This window comes from Streptomyces sp. NPDC026673, from assembly GCF_040638135.1.
Lineage (GTDB): Bacteria > Actinomycetota > Actinomycetes > Streptomycetales > Streptomycetaceae > Actinacidiphila.
The window spans coordinates 87,626-107,415 of record NZ_JBEZXR010000024.1 but is presented as its reverse complement, the minus strand read 5'-3'; the positions used below and the strand labels follow the sequence as shown (position 1 = coordinate 107,415).

The following is a 19,790-nucleotide window of genomic DNA, read 5'->3' as shown; positions in this document are numbered from 1 at the left end:
TTAAGGCTCCCAGTAGACGACTGGGTTGATAGGCCGGATGTGGAAGCCCAGTAATGGGTGGAGCTGACCGGTACTAATAAGCCGAGGGCTTGTCCTCAGATGCTCGCGTCCACTGTTTGGTTCCCGGGTTGCGAACGGTCGCACCGGTTGAACCAGTCACTTAACTGAAGAGTGTGCTTGTTCGCCTAACACCCGATGGTGTTTCGGTGGTCATAGCGTTAGGGAAACGCCCGGTCACATTTCGAACCCGGAAGCTAAGCCTTTCAGCGCCGATGGTACTGCAGGGGGGACCCTGTGGGAGAGTAGGACGCCGCCGAACAATCTTTATGGACCCTCGGTCCTGGCCAAAGCGCTGGGACCGGGGGTCTTTTGTTTTTCTCGTGGTGCGCAGTTCGCGGACGGGTACGAGAGACTGGCATTAGAGCAGTACGAACGACAGGAGTCACGTCGATGTCCAACTCGCCCGAGGAACGGCCGGATCGGCCTGAGGGGCGCGGTCCGCGCCAGGGCGGCGACCGGGGTGGATACCGCAGCAGCGGCCCCCGGCGCGAAGGCGACCGGGCCGGCGGCGGTTTCCGCCGCGATGACCGTCCGCGTGGGCGGTATGAGGACCGGGGTCGCGATGACCGGCGTGACGATCGGGGTGGGTTCCGTCGGGACGATCGTCCGCGTACGGACCGGCCGCGCGACGACCGTGGCGGTTTCCGTCGCGACGATCGCCCGCGTGAGGATCGTCCCCGTGACGACCGCCGTGATGACCGTGGCGGTTTCCGCCGGGACGACCGCCCGCGTACGGACCGGCCGCGCGACGACCGTGGCGGTTTCCGTCGCGACGACCGCCCGCGTGAGGATCGTCCCCGTGACGACCGCCGTGATGACCGTGGCGGTTTCCGCCGGGACGACCGCCCGCGTACGGACCGGCCGCGTGACGACCGTGGCGGTTTCCGTCGCGATGATCGGCCGCGTTATGACCGGCCGCGTGAGGATCGTCCCCGTGACGACCGCCGTGACGACCGTGGTGGGTTCCGTCGTGATGACCGTCCCCGCTACGACCGGCCGCGTGAGGATCGTCCCCGTGACGACCGGCGTGACGACCGTGGTGGGTTCCGTCGCGATGACCGCCCGCGCACGGACCGGCCGCGCGACGACCGTGGCGGGTTCCGTCGCGATGACCGGCCGCGTTATGACCGGCCGCGTGAGGATCGTCCCCGTGACGACCGCCGTGATGACCGTGGCGGGTTCCGTCGCGATGACCGGCCGCGTTATGACCGGCCGCGTGAGGATCGTCCCCGTGACGACCGGCGTGATGACCGTGGCGGGTTCCGTCGCGATGACCGTCCCCGCTACGACCGGCCGCGCGACGACCGCCGTGACGAGCGGCCGCGTGGGCCGCGCCGGGAGGACGACCGTGGCGGTTACCGCCGTGACGACCGTGGGGACGAGCGGCCCCGCGGGCCGCGTCGTGACGACGAGCGGGGCCAGGGCGGCGGCCGGAGGCCGTACGTGCAGGGCCGTGGGCGGTTCGAGAACACCCGGGGTCGCGACGAGCGCCGCGAGGAGCGGGAGCCCATCAGGCGCCTTCCGATCCCGGACGACGTCACGGGCCAGGAGATCGACCCGAGCGTCCGGCAGGAGCTGATGAGCCTGCCGAAGACGCTGGCGGACGACGTGGCCCGCAACCTCGTCATGGTGGCCAGGCTGCTGGACGAGGACCCGGACCTGGCCTATGGCTACTCCCGGGTGGCGCTGCGGCTGGCGTCCCGTGTCGCCGCCGTCCGTGAGGCGGCCGGCTTCGCGTCGTACGCCACCGAGCGGTACGCCGAGGCGCTGGCCGAGTTCCGCGCCTGCCGTCGTATGACCGGCACCGTGGATCTCTGGCCGGTCATGGCGGACTGCGAGCGGGGCATGGGCCGTCCGGAGCGCGCGCTGGAGATGGCGGGTGCGCCGGAGGTGCACAAGCTGGACCGCGCGGGCCAGGTGGAGATGCGCCTGGTGGCCGCCGGCGCCCGGCGTGACATGGGCCAGAACGAGGCCGCCGTGGTGACCCTGCAGAGCCCCGAGCTCGCGTCCAACGCGGTGCACCCGTGGACCGCGCGGCTGCGTTACGCGTACGCCGACGCGCTCCTCGCGGCGGACCGTGAGGACGAGGCCCGCGAGTGGTTCGCCAAGGCGCTGGAGGCCGACCAGAGCGGCAGCACGGACGCCTCTGACCGGCTGGCGCAGCTGGACGGCGTGGCCTTCGTGGACGCGCTGGACGAGTCCGCCGAGGACGAGCAGGCGGCGGCCGCGGCGGCCGAGGAGAAGGCCGGCGAGACCGCCGACGAGGGCGTGCCCGGCACGCCGGAGCCGGACGACGCGGACGAGGCGGCCGACGTGGCTGCCGAGGTCGCCGAGGAGCGGGCGACGGAAGAGGAGCCGGAGGTCGACCTGACCGACGAGGCCGACCCGACGGCGTTCCTCGACGATCCGTTCAAGGAGCCCGCCAAGGGCAGCGAGGACTGATCGCGCGGCGCACAGGACAGAAGAGGGCGGCATCCGCACGACGCGGATGCCGCCCTTTTCGTTCCGTCCGTGTCAGGCGGGCGTGCCGTCGAGTTCCAGGCTGCGCAGCACCAGTCCGGTCGCCGGCTTCGGGCCGAAGGAGGTCGACTTGCGCGGCATGGTCACGCCCTGCTTGGCGAGTTCGTGCACGACGCTCTCGCGCACGGGGTGGATGAGCACGGCCGTGCCGCCGAACTGCTCGGCGCGCTCGACGGCCGCCTCCGTGTCGTGGATGTAGTGGATGTGCTCGGGGGCGTCGGGCACGTCCCAGATCCGGTCCAGGAGCAGGCTGTGCAGCACGGTGGCGTCCAAGTGCCGCCACTCCTCGGGGCGGTCCCGCGGGATGGCCTCGTCGGCGGCCTCGCTGTCCGGCCGGTCCAGGAGGTGGAAGCGGCCGTCGCCGGTGAGCAGGAAGGCGTTGCCCTCGGCCGCCGCGGTCTCCAGGGCGGCCAGCGCCTCGGGCAGCGGTCCGGGCAGCTCGCGGACCCGGAAGGCGCCGCGGGCCGCCTCGACGGCCTGTGCGACGGGCAGTTGGGGCAGCACCCGGTGGATGGCGCGGACCCGCAGCGGGTAGCGGCCGGTGTCGACCAGCAGCACCAGGCCGTAGTCCCAGGGGCTCGGGGCCTCGTGCTCGGCCTGCAGCAGCAGATAGGTGGCCCAGCGGTGGTGGCCGTCGGCGATGACGGCCTGGTGCCGGGAGAGGTCCGCGTCGACCGCCGCGATGGCCTGCGGGTCGGTGATCGCCCACAGGCGGTGGTGGATGCCATCCTCGGTCGTCGTGGCCAGCAGCGGCGGGCCCTGGGCGGTGCGTTCGACGATCTCGGCCGCCTCGCCGCCGTCGCCGCGGTACGCCAGCAGCAGCGGCTCGAGGTTGGCCGCCGTGGCGCGCATCAGCGCGGCGCGGTCGGCGACCGGGCCGGGCATCACGTCCTCGTGCGGCAGCACGATCCGCTCTTCGGGCGGCGTGAGGCGCAGAGCGCCGATGAGGCCGCGCTGCACCTGCTCGCCGTCGCGCTGCTCGTACACGTAGAGGGCGGGTTTGGGGTCGAGGGCCAGGACGCCCTCCTCCTGCCATTGGAACAGCGCCCAGGCGGCCTTGCGGTGCCGGCCGTCCGGGGGCTCGGCGGTGGGCAGGATGAGCCGCACGACATTGTGCGGGTCGGCTGTCTCCAGGTGCCGCAGTCCCTCGGGCCGGACGACGACGTCGTACGGTGGCGAGGTGACCGCGGCCAGGCTGCCGACCCGCTCGGGGACGTAGCGGAGCGCGCGGAACGGCGCCAGCCGCAAGCCCCGCACAGCGGGTCCGGAATTGCTCATCCGGGCATGCTACGCGGGTCACGTCCGCGAAGTGTGCCGAGTGATCGACAACATACGAGGAGCGACCGCCCGATGACCCACCCGACCGGCCCGGCCGGCAGCGAAAGGCCTCTTGACCAGGCGTACGACACGGCTCTGCTCGACCTCGACGGAGTGGTCTATGCGGGTGGTGACGCGATCGCCCACGCCGTCGAGTCGCTCGGCGCGGCGCGTGCGCACGGCATGCACCTGGCCTACGTCACCAACAACGCCGCCCGCACCCCGCAGACCGTCGCCGAGCACCTGACGCGGCTCGGCGTGCCGGCGGAGGCGGGGGAGGTCATCACCTCCGCGCAGGCCGTGGCGCGGCTGATCGCCGATCAGGTGCCGCCGGGCGCGCGGGTGCTCGCGGTCGGTGGCGACGGGCTCCTGGAGGCGCTGCGCGAGCGCAGTCTCCAGCCGGTCTCCTCGGCCGACGACGACCCGGCCGCGGTCGTGCAGGGCTACTCGCCCACGGTGGGTTGGGAGCAGCTCGCCGAGGCGGCGTACGCGGTCAACCGCGGCGTGCCGTGGTTCGCGTCCAACACCGACCTGACGATTCCGACCGCGCGCGGCACGGCACCGGGCAACGGCGCGCTCGTCGAGGTCGTCCGGATCGCGACCGGGGGCGAACCGCAGATCGCGGGCAAGCCGTTGCCGCCGATGCACCGCGAGACGGTGATCAGGACCGGCGCGCGGCGCCCGCTGGTGGTCGGCGACCGGCTCGACACGGACATCGAGGGAGCCCGCGCGGGCGGTGTCGACTCCCTCCTGGTGCTGACCGGGGTCACCACGCCCGCGCTGCTGTTGGCCGCCCCGCCGGAGCACCGGCCCACCTACGTGGACACCGACCTGCGCGGCCTGCTCACCCCGCAGCCCGAGGTGGTGGCGGCGGGTGGGGGCGCGTACCGCTGCGGGGGCTGGACGGCCTCGGCGGGGGACGGGGCGCTGCACCTCGACGGCGACGGCGAGCCCATGGACGGGCTGCGGGCGCTGTGCGCGGCGGCCTGGACGCGGGCCGGGGGCGGCTCATGCGACCTGGACGCCGGGAAAGCGCTGGACCGGCTGGGTCTCTAGCCGCCGAGGGGCCTGGGCGGCTCTACAGGAGCTTGCGCAGCCGCAGCAGGTCGCGCAGGCCCGCCTCGAGTTTGACCCTTCCGCTGCCCCACGCCTTCGCGAAGTGCAGTCGTCCGTCAACGAGCGCGACCAGGTCGTCACCGGCCATGGTGAGCCTTATCTGGGCGCGCTCGGGCGACGGGCCCTGCACGGTGACCACGTCCTGGATGCGGCCGTCCGCCAGGCGGCCGACGAAGGTGATGTCGAGATCGGTGATGCGGCAGCTCAGTGAGCGGTCCAACGCGACCGCGCTGCGCAGGTCGCCCTCGGTCTTGGCGAGGTTCTCGGACAGCCGCTCGAGCGCGCTGCGGCACTCGTCGATGGTCGCCATCGGCTGTTGCGTCTCCCGTTCGGACGTCGATCGTGCAGGTGCTGATCGACGGTACCGCAGCAGACCGTCGGGGAGATGCGGTGGCATAGGCGGTAGCGTCGTGACCGACGATGTCTGGGGAAGTGGCGAAGGCGAGGAGTGAGGCGTATGCGGGACGCGTTGCGGACCTGTCTGCAGATCGCGGGCGGCCTGACCGAGGCCACCCGGCGACGGGCGGTCGGAGCGGCCAGGGAACTGCTCGACCAGACGGGGATAGACGTCGACGCGGTCCAGCGGAGCATCGGCGAGCGGATCCCGCCCGAGGTGCAGACGCTCGCGGATGAGCTGATGGCGTCGGGACGGGCCAACCGCGACCTGCTGGTGGGGCTCATCGGTGAGGAGATCGACAAGGCGATGAGCCGTGTCGGGCGACTCGCGGACGAGGTCACCAAGGTCGGCGTCGTCCTCGAGGCCCTGGAGCGCCGCATCCGCAACCTGGAGGGCGGCGGCGGCGACGCGGCCGAGGCCGACGAGCCGGATCCCGGTTTCTACGTACCGCCGCAGCCGCCGGTCGAGCATGTGCCGGTCGCCGCGGACGGGGCCGCGTCCGCGCCGGCCGCCGAGCCCCCGGCGAAGCCCGTCGCGAAGCCTGCGGCCACGGCTGCCGCCCGCACGCCGGTGGCCCGCAAGAACGCCGTTCCGGCGCAGCCGCCCGCGGCACCCGAGGCTTCCGGGGTTGCCGGGGTCGGTGACCCCACGGTGGCGGCCGGGGCTCCCGTGGCCCGCAAGAACGCCGCCCCGGCCAAGGCGCCGGCGGCGAAGCGGACGGCTGCCGCCGGTACAGCGGCGGCGGCGAGGAAGGCTGCCGCCGGTTCGGCCCCCGCGAAGAAGGCACCTGCGGCCAAGAAGGCACCTGCCGCCAAGCGGACGGCTGCCGCCGGAACCGCGACCCCGGCGAAAAGGGCTGCCGTGGTCACCGGCCGTGCGGAGGCGGCTCCCGCCAAGAAGGCGCCCGCGGCGAAGAAGGCCACCCCGGCGAAGAAGGCCACCCCGGCGAAGAAGGCCACCCCGGTCACCCAGGCCGCCCCCGCTGAGATGGCGGCGCCCGCCGCCCGTGCCGGCGTGGCGAAGAAGGCGTCGGCCGCGTCGAATGCCGCCGCCACTCCGGCCAAGAAGGCCGCGGCCAAGAAGGCCACCCCGGTCAAGGAGGCCGCCCCCGCCAAGGAGGCCGCCCCCGCCAAGAAGACGGCGGCTGCCAAGAAGACGACGGCCGCGAGGAAGGCCGCCCCGGCCAAGAAGGCGGCGGGGCGTGCCGAGGGGGGCGCGGGGGCGTGACCGAGAACGCGCCGGAGGGCACGGTTCCGGAGCCGGAGCCGTTGCAGGAAGTGGAGGCGGGGCCGCGTCCCCTGGGGGTCGTCCTGGAGGCCACGGGGAATACCGAGGTGGACGCCGTCCTTGTGCGCCTTCGGGACGCCGACCTGCTTCCCACAGAGGACCACGTCGAGGTGTACGAGGATGTACACCGTGGGCTGCGCGACACGCTCACAAGACTCGACGACGACAACAGGAGCTGAACCTCACGTGGCACGACGCCGACTCGACGCCGAGCTGGTGCGCCGGAACATGGCCCGCTCGCGGGAGCACGCCGGGCAGCTGATCGCCGCCGGCCGGGTGACCGTGGGCGGGACGACCGCGACGAAGGCCGCCACACAGGTGGAGACCAGCGCCGCGGTCGTCGTCGCCAAGGACGCCTCGGACCCGGACTACGTCTCCCGCGGCGGGCACAAGCTCGCCGGGGCGCTGGCGGCGTTCGTACCGCGGGGGCTGCTGGTCGAGGGGCGCCGCGCGCTGGACGCCGGGGCGTCCACGGGGGGCTTCACCGACGTCCTGCTCCGCAACGGCGCGGCGCACGTCGTCGCGGTCGACGTCGGCTACGGACAGCTCGCGTGGTCGCTGCAGAGCGATGAACGCGTCACCGTGCGGGACCGTACCAACGTTCGCGAGTTGACGCTCGAGCAGATCGACAACCGGCCGGTGGACCTCGTCGTCGGCGACCTGTCCTTCATTCCGCTCGGGCTCGTTCTGCCCGCCCTCGTAGGGTGCGCCGCGCCCGACGCGGACCTGGTCCTGATGGTCAAGCCGCAGTTCGAGGTCGGCAAGGAGCGACTGGGCAGCGGCGGTGTCGTGCGCAGCCCGGAGCTGCGGGCAGAGGCCGTACGACAGGTCGCCGGACAGGCGGCCGCACTGGGACTGGGGGTGCTGGGCGTGACCGCGAGCCCGTTGCCGGGACCGTCGGGGAATGTGGAGTACTTTCTGTGGCTGCGCGCCGGGGCTCCCGAGCTGGACCCGGCGGATGTCGACCGCGCTGTGGCGGAGGGGCCCCGTTGAGCGAGACGCACGAGACGCACGAGACGTCCGACCGCACGGTCTTCCTGCTGGCCCACACGGGCCGGCCGGCGGCCATCCGCAGTGCCGAACGGGTGGTCCAGGGGCTGCAGCGCTGCAACATCGGCGTACGGGTGCTGGCCGAGGAGGCCGAGGACCTGACGCTGCCCGGGAACGGCGCGGTGCAGCGGGTGCGGGAGATCGGCCCGGAGACCGTCGCGGACTGCGAGCTGATCATCGTCCTGGGCGGTGACGGCACGCTGCTGCGCGGCGCGGAGTTCGCGCGCGCCTCCGGGGTGCCGATGCTCGGGGTCAACCTGGGCCGGGTCGGCTTCCTCGCGGAGGCCGAGCGCGACGACCTGGACAAGGTCGTGGACCGCGTGGTCACCCGCGACTACGAGGTCGAGGAGCGCATGACGATCGACGTCCTGGTGCGCAACGACGGCCGGGTCGTCCACACCGACTGGGCGCTCAACGAGGCGTCGGTGGAGAAGCAGGCGCGCGAGCGGCTGCTGGAGGTCGTCACGGAGGTGGACGGCCGTCCGGTCTCCCGCTTCGGCGGCGACGGGGTGGTCATGGCGACCCCGACCGGGTCGACGGCGTACGCGTTCTCGGCGGGCGGGCCCGTGGTGTGGCCCGAGGTCGAGGCGCTGCTGATGGTCCCGATCAGCGCGCACGCGCTGTTCGCGAAGCCGCTGGTCACCTCTCCCAAGTCGGTGCTGGCGGTGGAGGTGCAGCCGAAGACCCCGCACGGCGTGCTGTGGTGCGACGGACGGCGCTCGGTGGACCTGCCGGCCGGGGCCCGCGTCGAGGTCCGGCGTGGCGCGGTGCCGGTGCGTCTCGCACGGCTCCACCACGCCTCGTTCACCGACCGGCTGGTGGCGAAGTTCGCGCTGCCGGTGGCCGGCTGGCGGGGCGCGCCGCACTGAGATTGCCCTCAGGGGTGAGGCCCGTCGCGCGGCGGGCCGCAAACCTCGTATGGTCGTATCCGTGTTGGAGGAAATGCGGATCCGGTCGCTGGGAGTCATCGAGGACGCCGTGGTCGAGCTGTCGCCCGGCTTCACCGCGGTGACGGGCGAGACCGGCGCGGGCAAGACCATGGTCGTCACGAGCCTCGGGCTGCTGCTGGGCGGCCGTGCCGATCCCGGCCTGGTCCGGATCGGTACGAAATCGGCGTCCGTCGAGGGGCGGATCACGCTGAGTGCCGGCGCGCCGGCCGCCGTGCGGGCCGAGGAGGCCGGTGCGGAGCTGGACGACGGCGCGCTGATCATCGGGCGTACGGTGTCGGCCGAGGGCCGCTCCCGGGCGTACGTGGGCGGCCGCTCCGTCCCCGTCGGGCTGCTGGGAGAGCTGGCGGACGAGCTCGTCGCCGTCCACGGCCAGACCGACCAGCAGGGGCTGCTGCGGCCCGCCCGGCAGCGTGAGGCGCTGGACCGGTACGCGGGCGACGCGGTCGCGGTGCCGCTGGCCAAGTACGCGGCCGCCTACCGGCGGCTGCGCGAGGTCGCCGGCGAACTGGACGAGCTGACCACGCGGGCCCGCGAGCGGGCCCAGGAGGCGGATCTGCTGCGCTTCGGCCTCGAGGAGGTCGCGGCCGCCGAGCCGCTGCCGGGCGAGGACGCCGACCTGGCCGCCGAGGCCGAGCGGCTGGGGCACGCCGAGGCGCTGGCGTCCGCCGCGACCATCGCGCACGCCGCGCTCGCGGGGAACCCCGAGGACCCGGAGGGCGTCGACGCGGGCATGCTCGTCGCGGGCGCCCAGCGGGCGCTGGACGCCGTCCGCTCCCACGACCCGGCGCTGGCCGCGCTCTCGGACCGGATCGGCGAGATCGGCATCCTCCTCGGCGACGTGGCGGGCGAGCTGGCCGGGTACGCCGACAACCTGGACGCCGATCCGCGGCGCCTGGCGGTCGTGGAGGAGCGGCGGTCCGTGCTCGCCCACCTGATCCGCAAGTACGGGGAGGACATCGACGCCGTCCTGGCGTGGGCGGAGCAGGGCGCGGCCCGGCTCGGCGAGCTGGAGGGCGACGACGAGCGGATCGGGGAACTGACGGCGGAGCGCGACGCGCTCCGCGCCGAGCTCGGCGACCTCGCGCAGGCGCTCACCGACGCGCGGGCCGAGGCGTCGGACCGCTTCGCGGGGGCCGTCACGGCGGAGCTCGCGCAGCTCGCGATGCCGCACGCCCGGGTCTCCGTCGCCCTGCGGCAGACGGAGGACCCGGAGGGCGTGGAGGTCGGCGGCCGCCGGGTCGCCTTCGGCGCGACCGGGGCGGACGAGGTCGAACTGCAGCTCGCGCCGCATCCGGGCGCCCCGGCCCGGCCGATCGCCAAGGGCGCCTCGGGCGGTGAGCTGTCCCGGGTGATGCTCGCGGTGGAGGTCGTGTTCGCCGGATCCGACCCGGTGCCGACGTATCTCTTCGACGAGGTCGACGCGGGTGTCGGAGGCAAGGCGGCGGTCGAGGTCGGGCGCCGGCTGGCGCGCCTCGCACGGACGGCGCAGGTCGTGGTCGTCACCCACCTGCCGCAGGTGGCGGCGTTCGCCGACCGCCAGTTGCTGGTCGAGAAGACGAACGACGGGTCCGTGACGCGGAGCGGGGTGCGCGTTCTGGAGGGGGAGGAGCGGGTGCGGGAGCTGTCGCGGATGCTGGCCGGGCTGGAGGACTCGGAGCTGGGGCGCGCGCACGCGGAGGAACTGCTGGCGGCGGCCCGCGAAGCGCGCTGACGCGCGCCGGGACCTGGGTACGCGGCGTGCCGCCGGTCCCGTGGGCCCGGGCGGCACGTCGGCCGCGGTGCGGCCACGGTCGTGGCCAGGGTGCCCCGTTGGTGTGGTTGGTTGCCGGGGGTGTGCCCGGGCCAGGTGGGCCGGCGTGCCGGTCACCGCGTGCGCGGGCCGCGGCGCGGCTGCGGTCGTCGCCCAGTCGCCTCGCTGGTGCGGTTCGTCGCCTGGAATGTGCTCGGCCTTCGCCATCGAGCGGTGTGGCCTTGCCGCGACGGGTGGACGCCGGCCGGGCGCCGTCCGGCGGGCCTCGGGAGGGGTTTCCGGGCGTCGCCGTCACCGCGGTGGTTCCGGCGGCCGCGGGGTAGGCGGTCGTCCGTGGCCGGTCCGCCTGAGGCACCGCCGTTCCGGGGCGCGGTCGTGAGCCGGTGGATGACACGCCCGACGGTCGGGCGCCACCCTCACCGCGGCGGTTCCGGCGGCCGCGGGGGAGGCGGTCGTCCGTGGCCGGTCCGCCCGAGGCACCGCCGTCCCGGGGCGCGGTCGTGCGCCGGCGTGATGGCGTGCCCGATGGCCGGGCGCCGTCCGGCGGGCCCCGGGAGGGGTTTCCGGGCGCCACCCTCACCGTGGTGGTTCCGGTGGCCGCGGGGGAGGCGGTCGTCTGTGGCCGGTCCGCCTGAGGCACCGTCGTCCCGGGGCGCGGTCGTGCGCCGGTGGATGACACGCCCGACGGCGGATACCCCGGCTTGGAGGCCGCGCGGACAGGCGGGACGGCGTCGCGTGCCGATGGCTCTCGCCTGGCGGCGTTGCCGTCGGTCGCCGCAGTCCCCCGTGGCCCTTCGGGCCTGGGAGGTGCCCCCACCGCTGCGTCTCCCTCGCCTCCCTTCTCCGCCTGGCCAGGCTCGGCCGACTCGCTCCTTGACCCGCCCCACCGGTCCGCGCGGCCTCCTACGGGTGCGGGGTCGGCGTGTTGGGGGAGTCGGGGCACTCGTAAGGGTGGTCCCGCGTACGTGTGGCCGGGTGGGGGTGGGGCAACGCTCCCTGGATGGCCTATCGGCCTGGCATCCTTGAGGCAGCAGACCCCGACCCTTCGCACGATGCCGAGTCAGGAGCCCGACCCCGCGTGAGCAGTTCACCGATTCCCCTGCACGGGCAGCTGCACGCCGTCCACGTGCTGGGCGAGACGGCGCGGGCCCATGTCGTCTCCGTGGCGGGCGGGTTGGTGGCCCGCGGCGTGCAGGTGACGGTCTGCGGGCCGGGCGAGGCCGAGGAACGGTACGGATTCGGCGCGGCGGGCGCGCGGTTCGCCCCGGTCGAGATCACGCGGCGGGCGCAACCGAGGGCGGACGCCGCCGTGGTGACGGCGCTGCGGGCGGCCTGCGCCGGGGCGGACGTGGTGCACGCGCACGGGCTGCGTGCCGGCCTGCTCGCCACGATGGCCCTGAGCGGGCGCCGTACGCCGCTGGTGGTGACCTGGCACGGCGCGGTGCTCGCGGAGGGGGCGCGGGGGCGGGTGCTGCGGCTGCTGGAGCGCCGGGTGGCGCGGGCGGCGGCGGTCGTGCTGGGCGCCTCGTCGGACCTGGTGGACCGGGCCCGTTCGGTCGGGGCCCGCGACGCGCGGCTCGGGCCGATCGGAGTGCCGGCGCCGCCACGGCCGGTACCGTGCGCGGAGGCCGCGGCCGAGGCGGAGCGCCGGCGGCAGAAGACCCGGGACGAATTCGTCGCGGGGGAGCGGCCGTTGCTGCTCGCGGTGGGCCGGCTGGAGCCGCGCAAGGGTTATGACCTGCTGTTGGACGCCGCCCACGGCTGGGCGGGGCTCGACCCGGCCCCGCTGCTGGTCGTCGCGGGCGAGGGCTCGTTGCGGCCGGAGCTGCAGCGGCGGATCGACGCCGAGGAGCTCCCGGTGCGGCTGCTCGGCCGGCGTGACGACGTGCCCGAACTCCTCGCCGCCGCCGACGCGGTGGTGCTGCCGTCACGCTGGGAGGCGCGATCGCTGATCGCCCAGGAGGCCCTGCACGCGGGGGCTCCGCTGGTGGCGACGGCCGTCGGCGGCACGCCCGAGCTCGTCGGCGAGGCTGCGGTGCTGGTGCCCTACGGCAATCCGAAGGCGCTCGCCGACACCGTCACGCGCCTGCTGCGGGACCCGGCGTGGCGTTCGGAGCTGGCCGCGGCCGGTCCCGTGCAGGCCGCCACTTGGCCGACCGAGGATGACACGGTCGCCCAAGTGCTCAGCATCTACGACGAGTTGATCTCGCGCTGAGGTCCGGCGCCGACCGTGGTCAGCCGCCGTACGCGCCGCTCGCGGTGAGCCGCAGCGCGGTGTCGATCAGCGGCACGTGGCTGAACGCCTGCGGGAAGTTGCCGACCTGCCGCTGCAGCCGCGGGTCCCACTCCTCCGCGAGCAGGCCCAGGTCGTTGCGGAGCGCGAGCAGCTTCTCGAAGAGCCTGCGGGCCTCGTCGACCCGGCCGATCATGGCGAGGTCGTCGGCGAGCCAGAACGAGCAGGCCAGGAAGGCGCCCTCGTCGCCGGGGAGACCGTCCAGGTTCTCGCCGCCGGGCGGGGCGTCGGTCGGGTAGCGCAGCACGAAGCCGTCCTCGGTGGACAGCTCGCGCTGGATCGCCTCGATGGTGCCGATCACGCGCTTGTCGTCCGGCGGCAGGAAGCCGACCTGGGGGATGAGCAGCAGGGAGGCGTCCAGCTCACGCGAGCCGTAGGACTGCGTGAAGGTGTTGCGCTCCTTGTCGTACCCCTTCTCGCACACGTCCCGGTGGATCTCGTCGCGCAGGTCGCGCCAGCGCTCCAGCGGGCCGTCGACCTCGCCGGACTCGATGAGCTTGACGGTGCGGTCGACGGCGACCCAGGCCATGACCTTGGAGTGAACGAAGTGCCTGCGGGGGCCGCGGACCTCCCAGATGCCCTCGTCCGGCTCGTCCCAGTGGTCCTCCAGGTACTGGATGAGCCGGATCTGCAGGAGCGAGGCGTAGTCGTTGCGGGCCAGACCCGTCATGTGGGCGAGGTGCAGGGCCTCGGTGACCTCGCCGTAGACGTCCAGCTGCAGCTGGTGGGCGGCGCCGTTACCGACCCGGACGGGGATCGAGCCCTCGTAGCCGGGCAGCCAGTCCAGCTCGGTCTCGCCGAGCTCGCGCTCACCGGCGATGCCGTACATGATCTGCAGGTTCTCGGGGTCGCCGGCGACCGCCCGGAGCAGCCACTCGCGCCAGGCGCGGGCCTCGTCGCGGTAGCCGGTGCGCAGCAGGGAGGACAGGGTGATCGCCGCGTCGCGCAGCCAGGTGAAGCGGTAGTCCCAGTTGCGGACGCCGCCGATGTCCTCGGGCAGGGAGGTCGTGGGGGCGGCCACGATGCCACCGGTCGGGCCGTACGTCAGGGCCTTGAGGGTGATCAGCGAGCGGACCACGGCGTCCCGGTACGGGCCGTGGTAGGTGCACTGGGCGACCCACTCGCGCCAGAAGTCCTCGGTGGCCTCCAGCGAGGCCTCGGGCTCGGCGAGCGGGGGCGGCTCCTTGTGCGAGGGCTGCCAGCTGATGGTGAAGGCGATCCGGTCGCCGGGGGCGACCGTGAAGTCCGAGTAGGTGGTGAGGTCCTTGCCGTAGGTCTCGACATCGGTGTCGTGCCAGACCGAGTCCGGGCCGGCGACCGCGACCGTGCGCTCGCCGACCTTGTGGACCCACGGCACGACCCAGCCGTAGCTGAAGCGCATCCGCAGCGCGGAGCGCATCGGCACCCGGCCGCTGACGCCCTCGACGATCCGGATCAGCTGCGGGGCGCCGTCACGCGGCGGCATGAAGTCGATCACCCGCACCGTGCCGCGCGGGGTGTCCCACTCCGACTCCAGCACCAGGGAGTCGCCCCGGTAGCGGCGCCGGGTGGCGCTCGGCGGCTGGGCGCCGTTGGCGAAGGCGGGACCGAGGCGCCAGTAGCCGTGCTCCTCGGTGCCGAGCAGGCCCGCGAAGATCGCGGGGGAGTCGAAGCGGGGCAGGCACAGCCAGTCGACCGTGCCGTCCCGGCACACAAGGGCGGCGGTCTGCATATCGCCGATGAGTGCGTAGTCCTCGATACGCCCGGCCACGTAGGTCTCCCAGTCGAAACGACGGCGGCGCCCCTTGGGACTGGGGCGGTGATTGCGGTCTGTGGATCTGTCGACGAGCTCTTTCCCGGGAGCGGGCGGGGTAGTGCCGTGCCGGTTCACTCGCATCGAATCGATGTGTCCGAGCAGGATACGACGTCGACGCGGGCAGTGCGGGCGACGACCGCACCCTCTGGGCCGGTCGGGTGCATTTTGTCGTACCAAACTTCTGCGGCCGTGTTTTTCGCCAGAGAGCCGTCCGCGTCGTCCGGTGCGCGTCACTGATACCCTGGTAGCCCGTGGGCCGGTGGGCTGAACCACTGAACCGCCGCGACGACACCCCTCCTCATCACCATGGTGCCGTCCCGACCACCACCTCGCGACCACGGGAGCCCCCTCTTGGCAATGCCGCCCAAAACCACGACGACCAAGCACCTCTTCGTCACCGGGGGTGTCGCCTCCTCGCTCGGCAAGGGTCTGACCGCCTCCAGCCTCGGCGCGCTGCTCAAGGCCAGGGGGCTGCGCGTCACGATGCAGAAGCTCGACCCGTACCTCAACGTGGACCCGGGCACGATGAACCCCTTCCAGCACGGTGAGGTGTTCGTCACCGACGACGGCGCCGAGACCGACCTGGACATCGGCCACTACGAGCGCTTCCTGGACGTGAACCTCGCCGGCTCGGCCAACGTCACCACCGGCCAGGTCTACTCCTCGGTGATCGCCAAGGAGCGCCGCGGGGAGTACCTCGGCGACACCGTGCAGGTCATCCCGCACATCACCAACGAGATCAAGTCCCGCATCCGGCGCATGGCGACCGACGACGTGGACGTGGTGATCACCGAGGTCGGCGGCACGGTCGGCGACATCGAGTCGCTCCCCTTCCTGGAGTCCGTGCGCCAGGTCCGGCACGAGGTCGGCCGGGACAACGTCTTCGTGATGCACATCTCGCTGCTGCCCTACATCGGCCCCTCCGGCGAGCTGAAGACCAAGCCGACCCAGCACTCGGTCGCCGCCCTGCGCAGCATCGGCATCCAGCCCGACGCGATCGTGCTGCGCGCCGATCGCGACGTGCCGACCTCCATCAAGCGCAAGATCTCGCTGATGTGCGACGTGGACGAGGAGGCGGTGGTCGCCGCCCCCGACGCCCCGTCCATCTACGACATCCCCAAGGTGCTGCACACCGAGGGCCTGGACGCCTACGTCGTCCGCAAGCTGAACCTGCCGTTCCGCGATGTGGACTGGTCGCAGTGGGGCGACCTGCTCCAGCGGGTCCACGAGCCCGAGCACGAGGTGAAGGTCGCCCTCGTCGGCAAGTACATCGACCTGCCCGACGCCTACCTGTCGGTGACCGAGGCGCTGCGCGCCGGCGGCTTCGCCAACAACGCCAAGGTCTCCATCAAGTGGGTCACGTCCGACGAGTGCAAGACCGCGGCCGGAGCCGCCCGCCAGCTCGGCGACGTCGACGCGATCTGCGTGCCCGGCGGCTTCGGCGACCGCGGCGTGGAGGGCAAGGTCTCGGCGATCACCTACGCCCGTGAGAACCGCATCCCGCTGCTGGGCCTGTGCCTGGGCCTGCAGTGCGTGGTCATCGAGGCCGCCCGCAGCCTGGCGGGCATCCCGGACGCCAACTCGACCGAGTTCGACCCGGCGACCGCCCACCCGGTGATCTCCACCATGGCCGAGCAGCTCGACATCGTCGCCGGCCAGGGCGACCTCGGCGGCACCATGCGGCTGGGCCTGTACCCGGCGAAGCTCGCCGAGGGCTCCATCGTCCGCGAGGTCTACGGGGGCGAGCCCTATGTGGAGGAGCGCCACCGGCACCGCTACGAGGTGAACAACTCCTACCGCGGCGAGCTGGAGAAGAAGGCCGGCCTGGTGTTCTCGGGCACCTCCCCGGACAACACGCTGGTCGAGTACGTCGAGTACCCCCGCGACGTGCACCCGTACCTCGTGGCCACCCAGGCGCACCCCGAGCTCAAGTCCCGCCCGACCCGTCCGCACCCGCTGTTCGCGGGTCTGGTCGCGGCCGCGGTCAAGCGCCGCCAGGGTTGATCGATACGGTGGCGGGGGCGGGCCGGCGAACGGCCCGCCCCCGGCACCGCGTACGGAGGGCAGCATGCTCAAGGACACCCCCGAGGAGTGGCGCGTCACCGCCACCGCCACCCCCTTCACCGGGAAGAAGACCAGCGTCCGCACCGATGACGTTGTCATGCCCGACGGCGGCGTGGCCCGGCGCGACTACCAGGTCCACCCCGGTTCGGTGGCCGTGCTCGCCCTCGACGACCAGGACCGCGTCCTGGTCCTCAAGCAGTACCGCCACCCCGTGCGGATGAAGCTGTGGGAGATCCCCGCCGGGCTGCTGGACATCCCCGGCGAGAACCCGCTGCACGCCGCCCAGCGCGAGCTGTACGAGGAGGCCCACGTCAAGGCCGAGGACTGGCGGGTGCTCACGGACGTGTACACCACGCCCGGCGGCTGCGACGAGGCCGTGCGGATCTTCCTGGCCCGCGGTCTGTCCGAGGTGGAGGGCGAGCGCTACGAGGTCTCGGAGGAAGAGGCCGACATGGAGTTCGCCCGGGTCCCGGTGGACGAGCTGGTCCGCGGCGTCCTCGCCGGGGAACTGCACAACAACTGCCTCGTGGTGGGTGTGCTCGCGTTGCAGGCCGCGCGCTCGGGGGACGGCCTGGAGGCCCTGCGCCCCGCCCTGGCCGAGTGGCCCGCGCGACCCTACTCCGCCTGACCCGTTCGGTCCGACCATCCGATCGTCCGAGAGGGTGATCATTGGCCGGATCCGCCGCGTCGCGTACGGGGGTTGGACCCGCCCCGTGAACTAGGCTCATTCCGTTCTCAGTCAGAACGGGAGTGGGCCCGTGGCGGATCACGTGCTGGACGCCGACGCATCGGCGGCGGCCTCTGACGACGGCCCGTGGGAGCCGGCGTCGCAGACCCCGGCACACGGCACGCTGCCACCCGGCCTGCAGGGCTTCGTCGGCCGCCGCCGCGAGCTCGAGGAGCTGCGCGCCGACATCGACCGGCCCGGTCTGGCCGCGCTGCGCGGCCGGACCCCCGACGGCAGCCGCGTGCTGCTGGTGGCCGGCCGGCCGGGCTCGGGGCGCACGGCGCTGGCCGTCCGGCTCGCCCACGACGTCGCGGACCGCTACCCCGGCGGCCAGTTCTACGTACGCCTCAGCGAGAACGACGGCCGGCCCGTGCCGCCCGAGCAGTCCGCCCGCGCCCTGCTGCGCGCGCTGGACGTCGAGGCCGAGCCGGGCGCGGAGCGCGAGGAGCTGTTCGCCGCGCTGCGTGGCGCCCTGAACGGGCGCAAGGCCGTACTCGTCCTGGACGACGTCGCCGACTCCCGGCAGGTGCTGGACCTGCTGCCCAAGGGCTCCGGGAATCTGCTGGTCGCCACCTCGGAAGGACCGCTGCCCGGAGTCCCGGACGTCCGCCCGTGCACTCTCGGCGGGCTCGATCCGGCCGCCTGCGTCGATCTGCTGGCCGAGGCCGTGGGCCGGGTCCGGATCACCAACGACCCCCGCGGCGCGGAGGCCCTGGCCCAGGAGTGCGCCGGCCACCCCGCGGCGCTGCGGCTGGTCGCCGCGTGGCTCGCCGCCCAGCCCCGTACATCCGTCGCCGAGGCCACCCGCAGGCTGCGCGCGGCCGCCGAACCGGCGGCCGGGCCCGCCGCGCCCGCGGCCGCCGAGGGCGCGGCCACCCGGGGCGCCGGCATGCTGCGCGCCGACGTCGGGCACCGTACGGGCGCCGGTCCGCTGCCGGAGTCGCTGCGCGGTCTGGCCGCGGACGGGCAGGCGCGTGTGCTGCGCCGGGCGGGCGCGTCCGCGGAGGGATCCGCGGAGCCGTCCGCCGAGGCGGACAAGGGCGGCACGCGGAAGGCCAACGGCTCCGGGGGAGGAGAGGACAAGGAGAGCGCCGCCGCGCCGCCCGCCCCCCGGGCCACGGCCGCGCCGGAACTGCTGCGCGCCTTCCGTTTCGTGTACGGCGCGCTCTCGCCCACCGTGGCCCGGATGCTGCGGCTGCTCGCGCTGGCCCCCTCGGGCCTGACCGACGCGCAGACCGCCTCGGCGCTGGGCGGCTGCTCGGTCGAGGCCGCGCAGTCCACGCTGGAGGACCTGGCCGGCTGCGGGCTGCTGCACGCCGAGCCCGTGGCGGCGGGGCTGCCGGCGCTGTACCGGGTGCCGGGCTGGCTGACCCCGCCGCTGCGGGCGCTGCTGGACGGGACCGAGAAGCCGTCCGAGGTGCAGCTCGCCCGGGCCCGGATGCTGGAGCGCACGGTGCGGCTGCTGCACGCGTGCCGGATGTGCCTGGAGGGGGAGGCGGAACCGGACGGGCTGCCCAAGTCGCTGCGCTTCCCCAGCCGCCCGGTCGCGGCCGGCTGGCTGCGGGCACGGCTGTCGGTCCTGCTGGCCGCCGCGCGGCTGGCGGTCGCGGACGGCGAACTCGACACCCTGGCCCGCCGCCTCATGGCCGCACTCGTCCGGGCCCTGGCCGCGGACCCCGACGGAGGCGAGACCGCTCCGGAGCGCTACCGGCTCCACCACCTGGTGCTGGACGTGGCCGAACGGCGCGGGCTGCACCGCGAGAAGGCGGCGGCCCTGCTGAACATCGGCGACCTCGACGTGGAGGCCGTGCGCCCGCTGGACGCCCTCGACCGCTACCGGGCCGCGCTCGTGGCCTCCCGGGAAGCCTTCGACGGCGACGCGGAGGGCCGCGCGCTGGAGGCCATCGCCGGGACCTACCTCGAGCTGGACGATCCGCAGCGCGCCTCCGACTGGTACGGCCGGGCGCTGGCCCTGCGGCAGGCCCGCGGCGAGTTGGTGCACGAGGCACGGCTGCACTCCCGGCTCGGCGCCCTGTTCACCTACGCCGGGCACTACGGCAACGCGTTGCGCGAGTGGCGCGCGGCGGCCGCCGCCCACCGCCGGCTGAAGGACCTGCCCGCGCAGGCCCGCGCGCTGAGCGAGGTGGCCAGGGTCCAGGAGTACGCGGGCCACCCCGAGGACGCGCTGCGGACCTGCCGCGACGCCCTGTACTGGGCCCGCCAGGCGGGGGAGCGCCGGCTTGAGGGGGCGGTGCTGCTGCGCATGGCCGACACGCTGGACCGTCTCGGGGACCCGGCGGGCGCCCGGCTGCAGCGGGCCGCGGCACGGCGGCTGCTGCCCGCGGAGGAGATTCCGCAGACCGAGGGGGACTGAAGGGCCGGGGCCTGTGTTTCCCGGGTCCGGAGGGCCCGGGAGGCCCTCGGATCACATGGTCGGCCACCTTTACCTACGAAACTGCCAATG

The 19,790-nt window shown here is 73.9% G+C and carries 14 protein-coding genes and 2 rRNA genes; 13 read left to right on the top strand and 3 right to left on the bottom strand.

Annotated elements, in window-relative coordinates:
• From AB0F62_RS18745 to AB0F62_RS18735, 3 genes are all read left to right on the top strand, one after another.
• Positions 1–97: ribosomal RNA gene (locus AB0F62_RS18745) — 23S ribosomal RNA — on the top strand; the annotation flags it as partial.
• Positions 98–202: 105 nt separating this feature from the next.
• Positions 203–319, top strand: a 5S ribosomal RNA gene (rrf, locus tag AB0F62_RS18740).
• Between the two features lie 1,319 nt (positions 320–1,638).
• Entirely contained in the window at positions 1,639–2,502 is an 864-nt protein-coding gene (locus AB0F62_RS18735; RefSeq protein WP_361799666.1) for a hypothetical protein, read from the top strand.
• Positions 2,503–2,574: 72 nt separating this feature from the next.
• Here the strand turns inward: AB0F62_RS18735 and AB0F62_RS18730 are convergent, their stop codons facing one another.
• Positions 2,575–3,858 (bottom strand): DUF1015 domain-containing protein, encoded by a 1,284-nt coding sequence (locus AB0F62_RS18730; protein WP_361799648.1) that lies wholly within the window; start codon positions 3,856–3,858, stop codon positions 2,575–2,577.
• A 72-nt stretch (positions 3,859–3,930) separates the two neighbouring features.
• On the opposite strand from AB0F62_RS18730, the gene AB0F62_RS18725 reads away from it, so the two are divergent.
• Positions 3,931–4,953 (top strand): HAD-IIA family hydrolase, encoded by a 1,023-nt coding sequence (locus AB0F62_RS18725; RefSeq protein ID WP_361799645.1) that lies wholly within the window; start codon positions 3,931–3,933, stop codon positions 4,951–4,953.
• A gap of 22 nt (positions 4,954–4,975) precedes the next feature.
• Here AB0F62_RS18725 and AB0F62_RS18720 read toward each other — a convergent pair whose 3' ends face one another.
• Entirely contained in the window at positions 4,976–5,323 is a 348-nt protein-coding gene (locus AB0F62_RS18720) for a sterol-binding protein (RefSeq protein WP_361799642.1), read from the bottom strand.
• 147 nt (positions 5,324–5,470) lie between these two features.
• Between AB0F62_RS18720 and AB0F62_RS18715 the strand changes: the two genes are divergently transcribed.
• The 6 genes from AB0F62_RS18715 (at position 5,471) to AB0F62_RS18690 (ending at position 12,662) form a co-directional block, all read left to right on the top strand.
• The gene (locus tag AB0F62_RS18715; RefSeq protein ID WP_361799639.1) at positions 5,471–6,637 is read left to right on the top strand and encodes a hypothetical protein; all 1,167 of its coding nucleotides are present in this window, start codon (positions 5,471–5,473) and stop codon (positions 6,635–6,637) included.
• Positions 6,634–6,876, top strand: a complete 243-nt coding sequence (locus AB0F62_RS18710) for a hypothetical protein (RefSeq protein WP_361799636.1) — start codon at positions 6,634–6,636, stop codon at positions 6,874–6,876. The genes AB0F62_RS18715 and AB0F62_RS18710 overlap by 4 nt, the downstream gene beginning before the upstream one ends.
• Positions 6,877–6,883: 7 nt before the next feature.
• Positions 6,884–7,690 carry a TlyA family RNA methyltransferase gene (locus AB0F62_RS18705; protein ID WP_361799633.1) on the top strand — a complete coding sequence of 269 codons (807 nt, stop codon included), beginning with the start codon at positions 6,884–6,886 and terminating at the stop codon, positions 7,688–7,690.
• Positions 7,687–8,616 (top strand): NAD kinase, encoded by a 930-nt coding sequence (locus AB0F62_RS18700; RefSeq protein WP_361799630.1) that lies wholly within the window; start codon positions 7,687–7,689, stop codon positions 8,614–8,616. Before AB0F62_RS18705 ends, AB0F62_RS18700 begins: the two co-directional genes overlap by 4 nt.
• 49 nt (positions 8,617–8,665) lie before the next feature.
• Positions 8,666–10,408, top strand: coding sequence for a DNA repair protein RecN (gene recN / locus AB0F62_RS18695; protein WP_361799627.1), 1,743 nt, complete (start codon positions 8,666–8,668; stop codon positions 10,406–10,408).
• Positions 10,409–11,546: 1,138 nt separating this feature from the next.
• Entirely contained in the window at positions 11,547–12,662 is a 1,116-nt protein-coding gene (locus AB0F62_RS18690; RefSeq protein WP_361799663.1) for a glycosyltransferase family 4 protein, read from the top strand.
• 19 nt (positions 12,663–12,681) lie between these two features.
• Here AB0F62_RS18690 and AB0F62_RS18685 read toward each other — a convergent pair whose 3' ends face one another.
• A complete protein-coding gene (locus AB0F62_RS18685) occupies positions 12,682–14,490 on the bottom strand; it encodes a glycoside hydrolase family 15 protein (RefSeq protein ID WP_361799624.1) in 1,809 nt (602 codons plus the stop codon).
• Positions 14,491–14,892: 402 nt separating this feature from the next.
• Between AB0F62_RS18685 and AB0F62_RS18680 the strand changes: the two genes are divergently transcribed.
• From AB0F62_RS18680 to AB0F62_RS18670, 3 genes are all read left to right on the top strand, one after another.
• Positions 14,893–16,539, top strand: a complete 1,647-nt coding sequence (locus AB0F62_RS18680) for a CTP synthase (RefSeq protein ID WP_361799621.1) — start codon at positions 14,893–14,895, stop codon at positions 16,537–16,539.
• Between the two features lie 64 nt (positions 16,540–16,603).
• Positions 16,604–17,227 (top strand): NUDIX hydrolase, encoded by a 624-nt coding sequence (locus tag AB0F62_RS18675; protein WP_361799618.1) that lies wholly within the window; start codon positions 16,604–16,606, stop codon positions 17,225–17,227.
• A 130-nt stretch (positions 17,228–17,357) separates the two neighbouring features.
• Positions 17,358–19,700 (top strand): NB-ARC domain-containing protein, encoded by a 2,343-nt coding sequence (locus AB0F62_RS18670; RefSeq protein WP_361799615.1) that lies wholly within the window; start codon positions 17,358–17,360, stop codon positions 19,698–19,700.
• The last annotated feature ends 90 nt before the right edge of the window (positions 19,701–19,790 follow it).

Bases quoted from the DNA above. Each gene is read 5' to 3' on its own strand.
- AB0F62_RS18680 (WP_361799621.1), top strand. From the start codon at position 14,893: ATGCCGCCCAAAACCACGACGACCAAGCACCTCTTCGTCACCGGGGGT.
- AB0F62_RS18715 (WP_361799639.1), top strand. From the start codon at position 5,471: ATGCGGGACGCGTTGCGGACCTGTCTGCAGATCGCGGGCGGCCTGACC.
- AB0F62_RS18675 (WP_361799618.1), top strand. From the start codon at position 16,604: ATGCTCAAGGACACCCCCGAGGAGTGGCGCGTCACCGCCACCGCCACC.
- AB0F62_RS18735 (WP_361799666.1), top strand. From the start codon at position 1,639: ATGAGCCTGCCGAAGACGCTGGCGGACGACGTGGCCCGCAACCTCGTC.
- AB0F62_RS18730 (WP_361799648.1), bottom strand. From the start codon at position 3,858: ATGAGCAATTCCGGACCCGCTGTGCGGGGCTTGCGGCTGGCGCCGTTC.
- AB0F62_RS18725 (WP_361799645.1), top strand. From the start codon at position 3,931: ATGACCCACCCGACCGGCCCGGCCGGCAGCGAAAGGCCTCTTGACCAG.
- AB0F62_RS18720 (WP_361799642.1), bottom strand. From the start codon at position 5,323: ATGGCGACCATCGACGAGTGCCGCAGCGCGCTCGAGCGGCTGTCCGAG.
- recN (WP_361799627.1), top strand. From the start codon at position 8,666: ATGGTCGTATCCGTGTTGGAGGAAATGCGGATCCGGTCGCTGGGAGTC.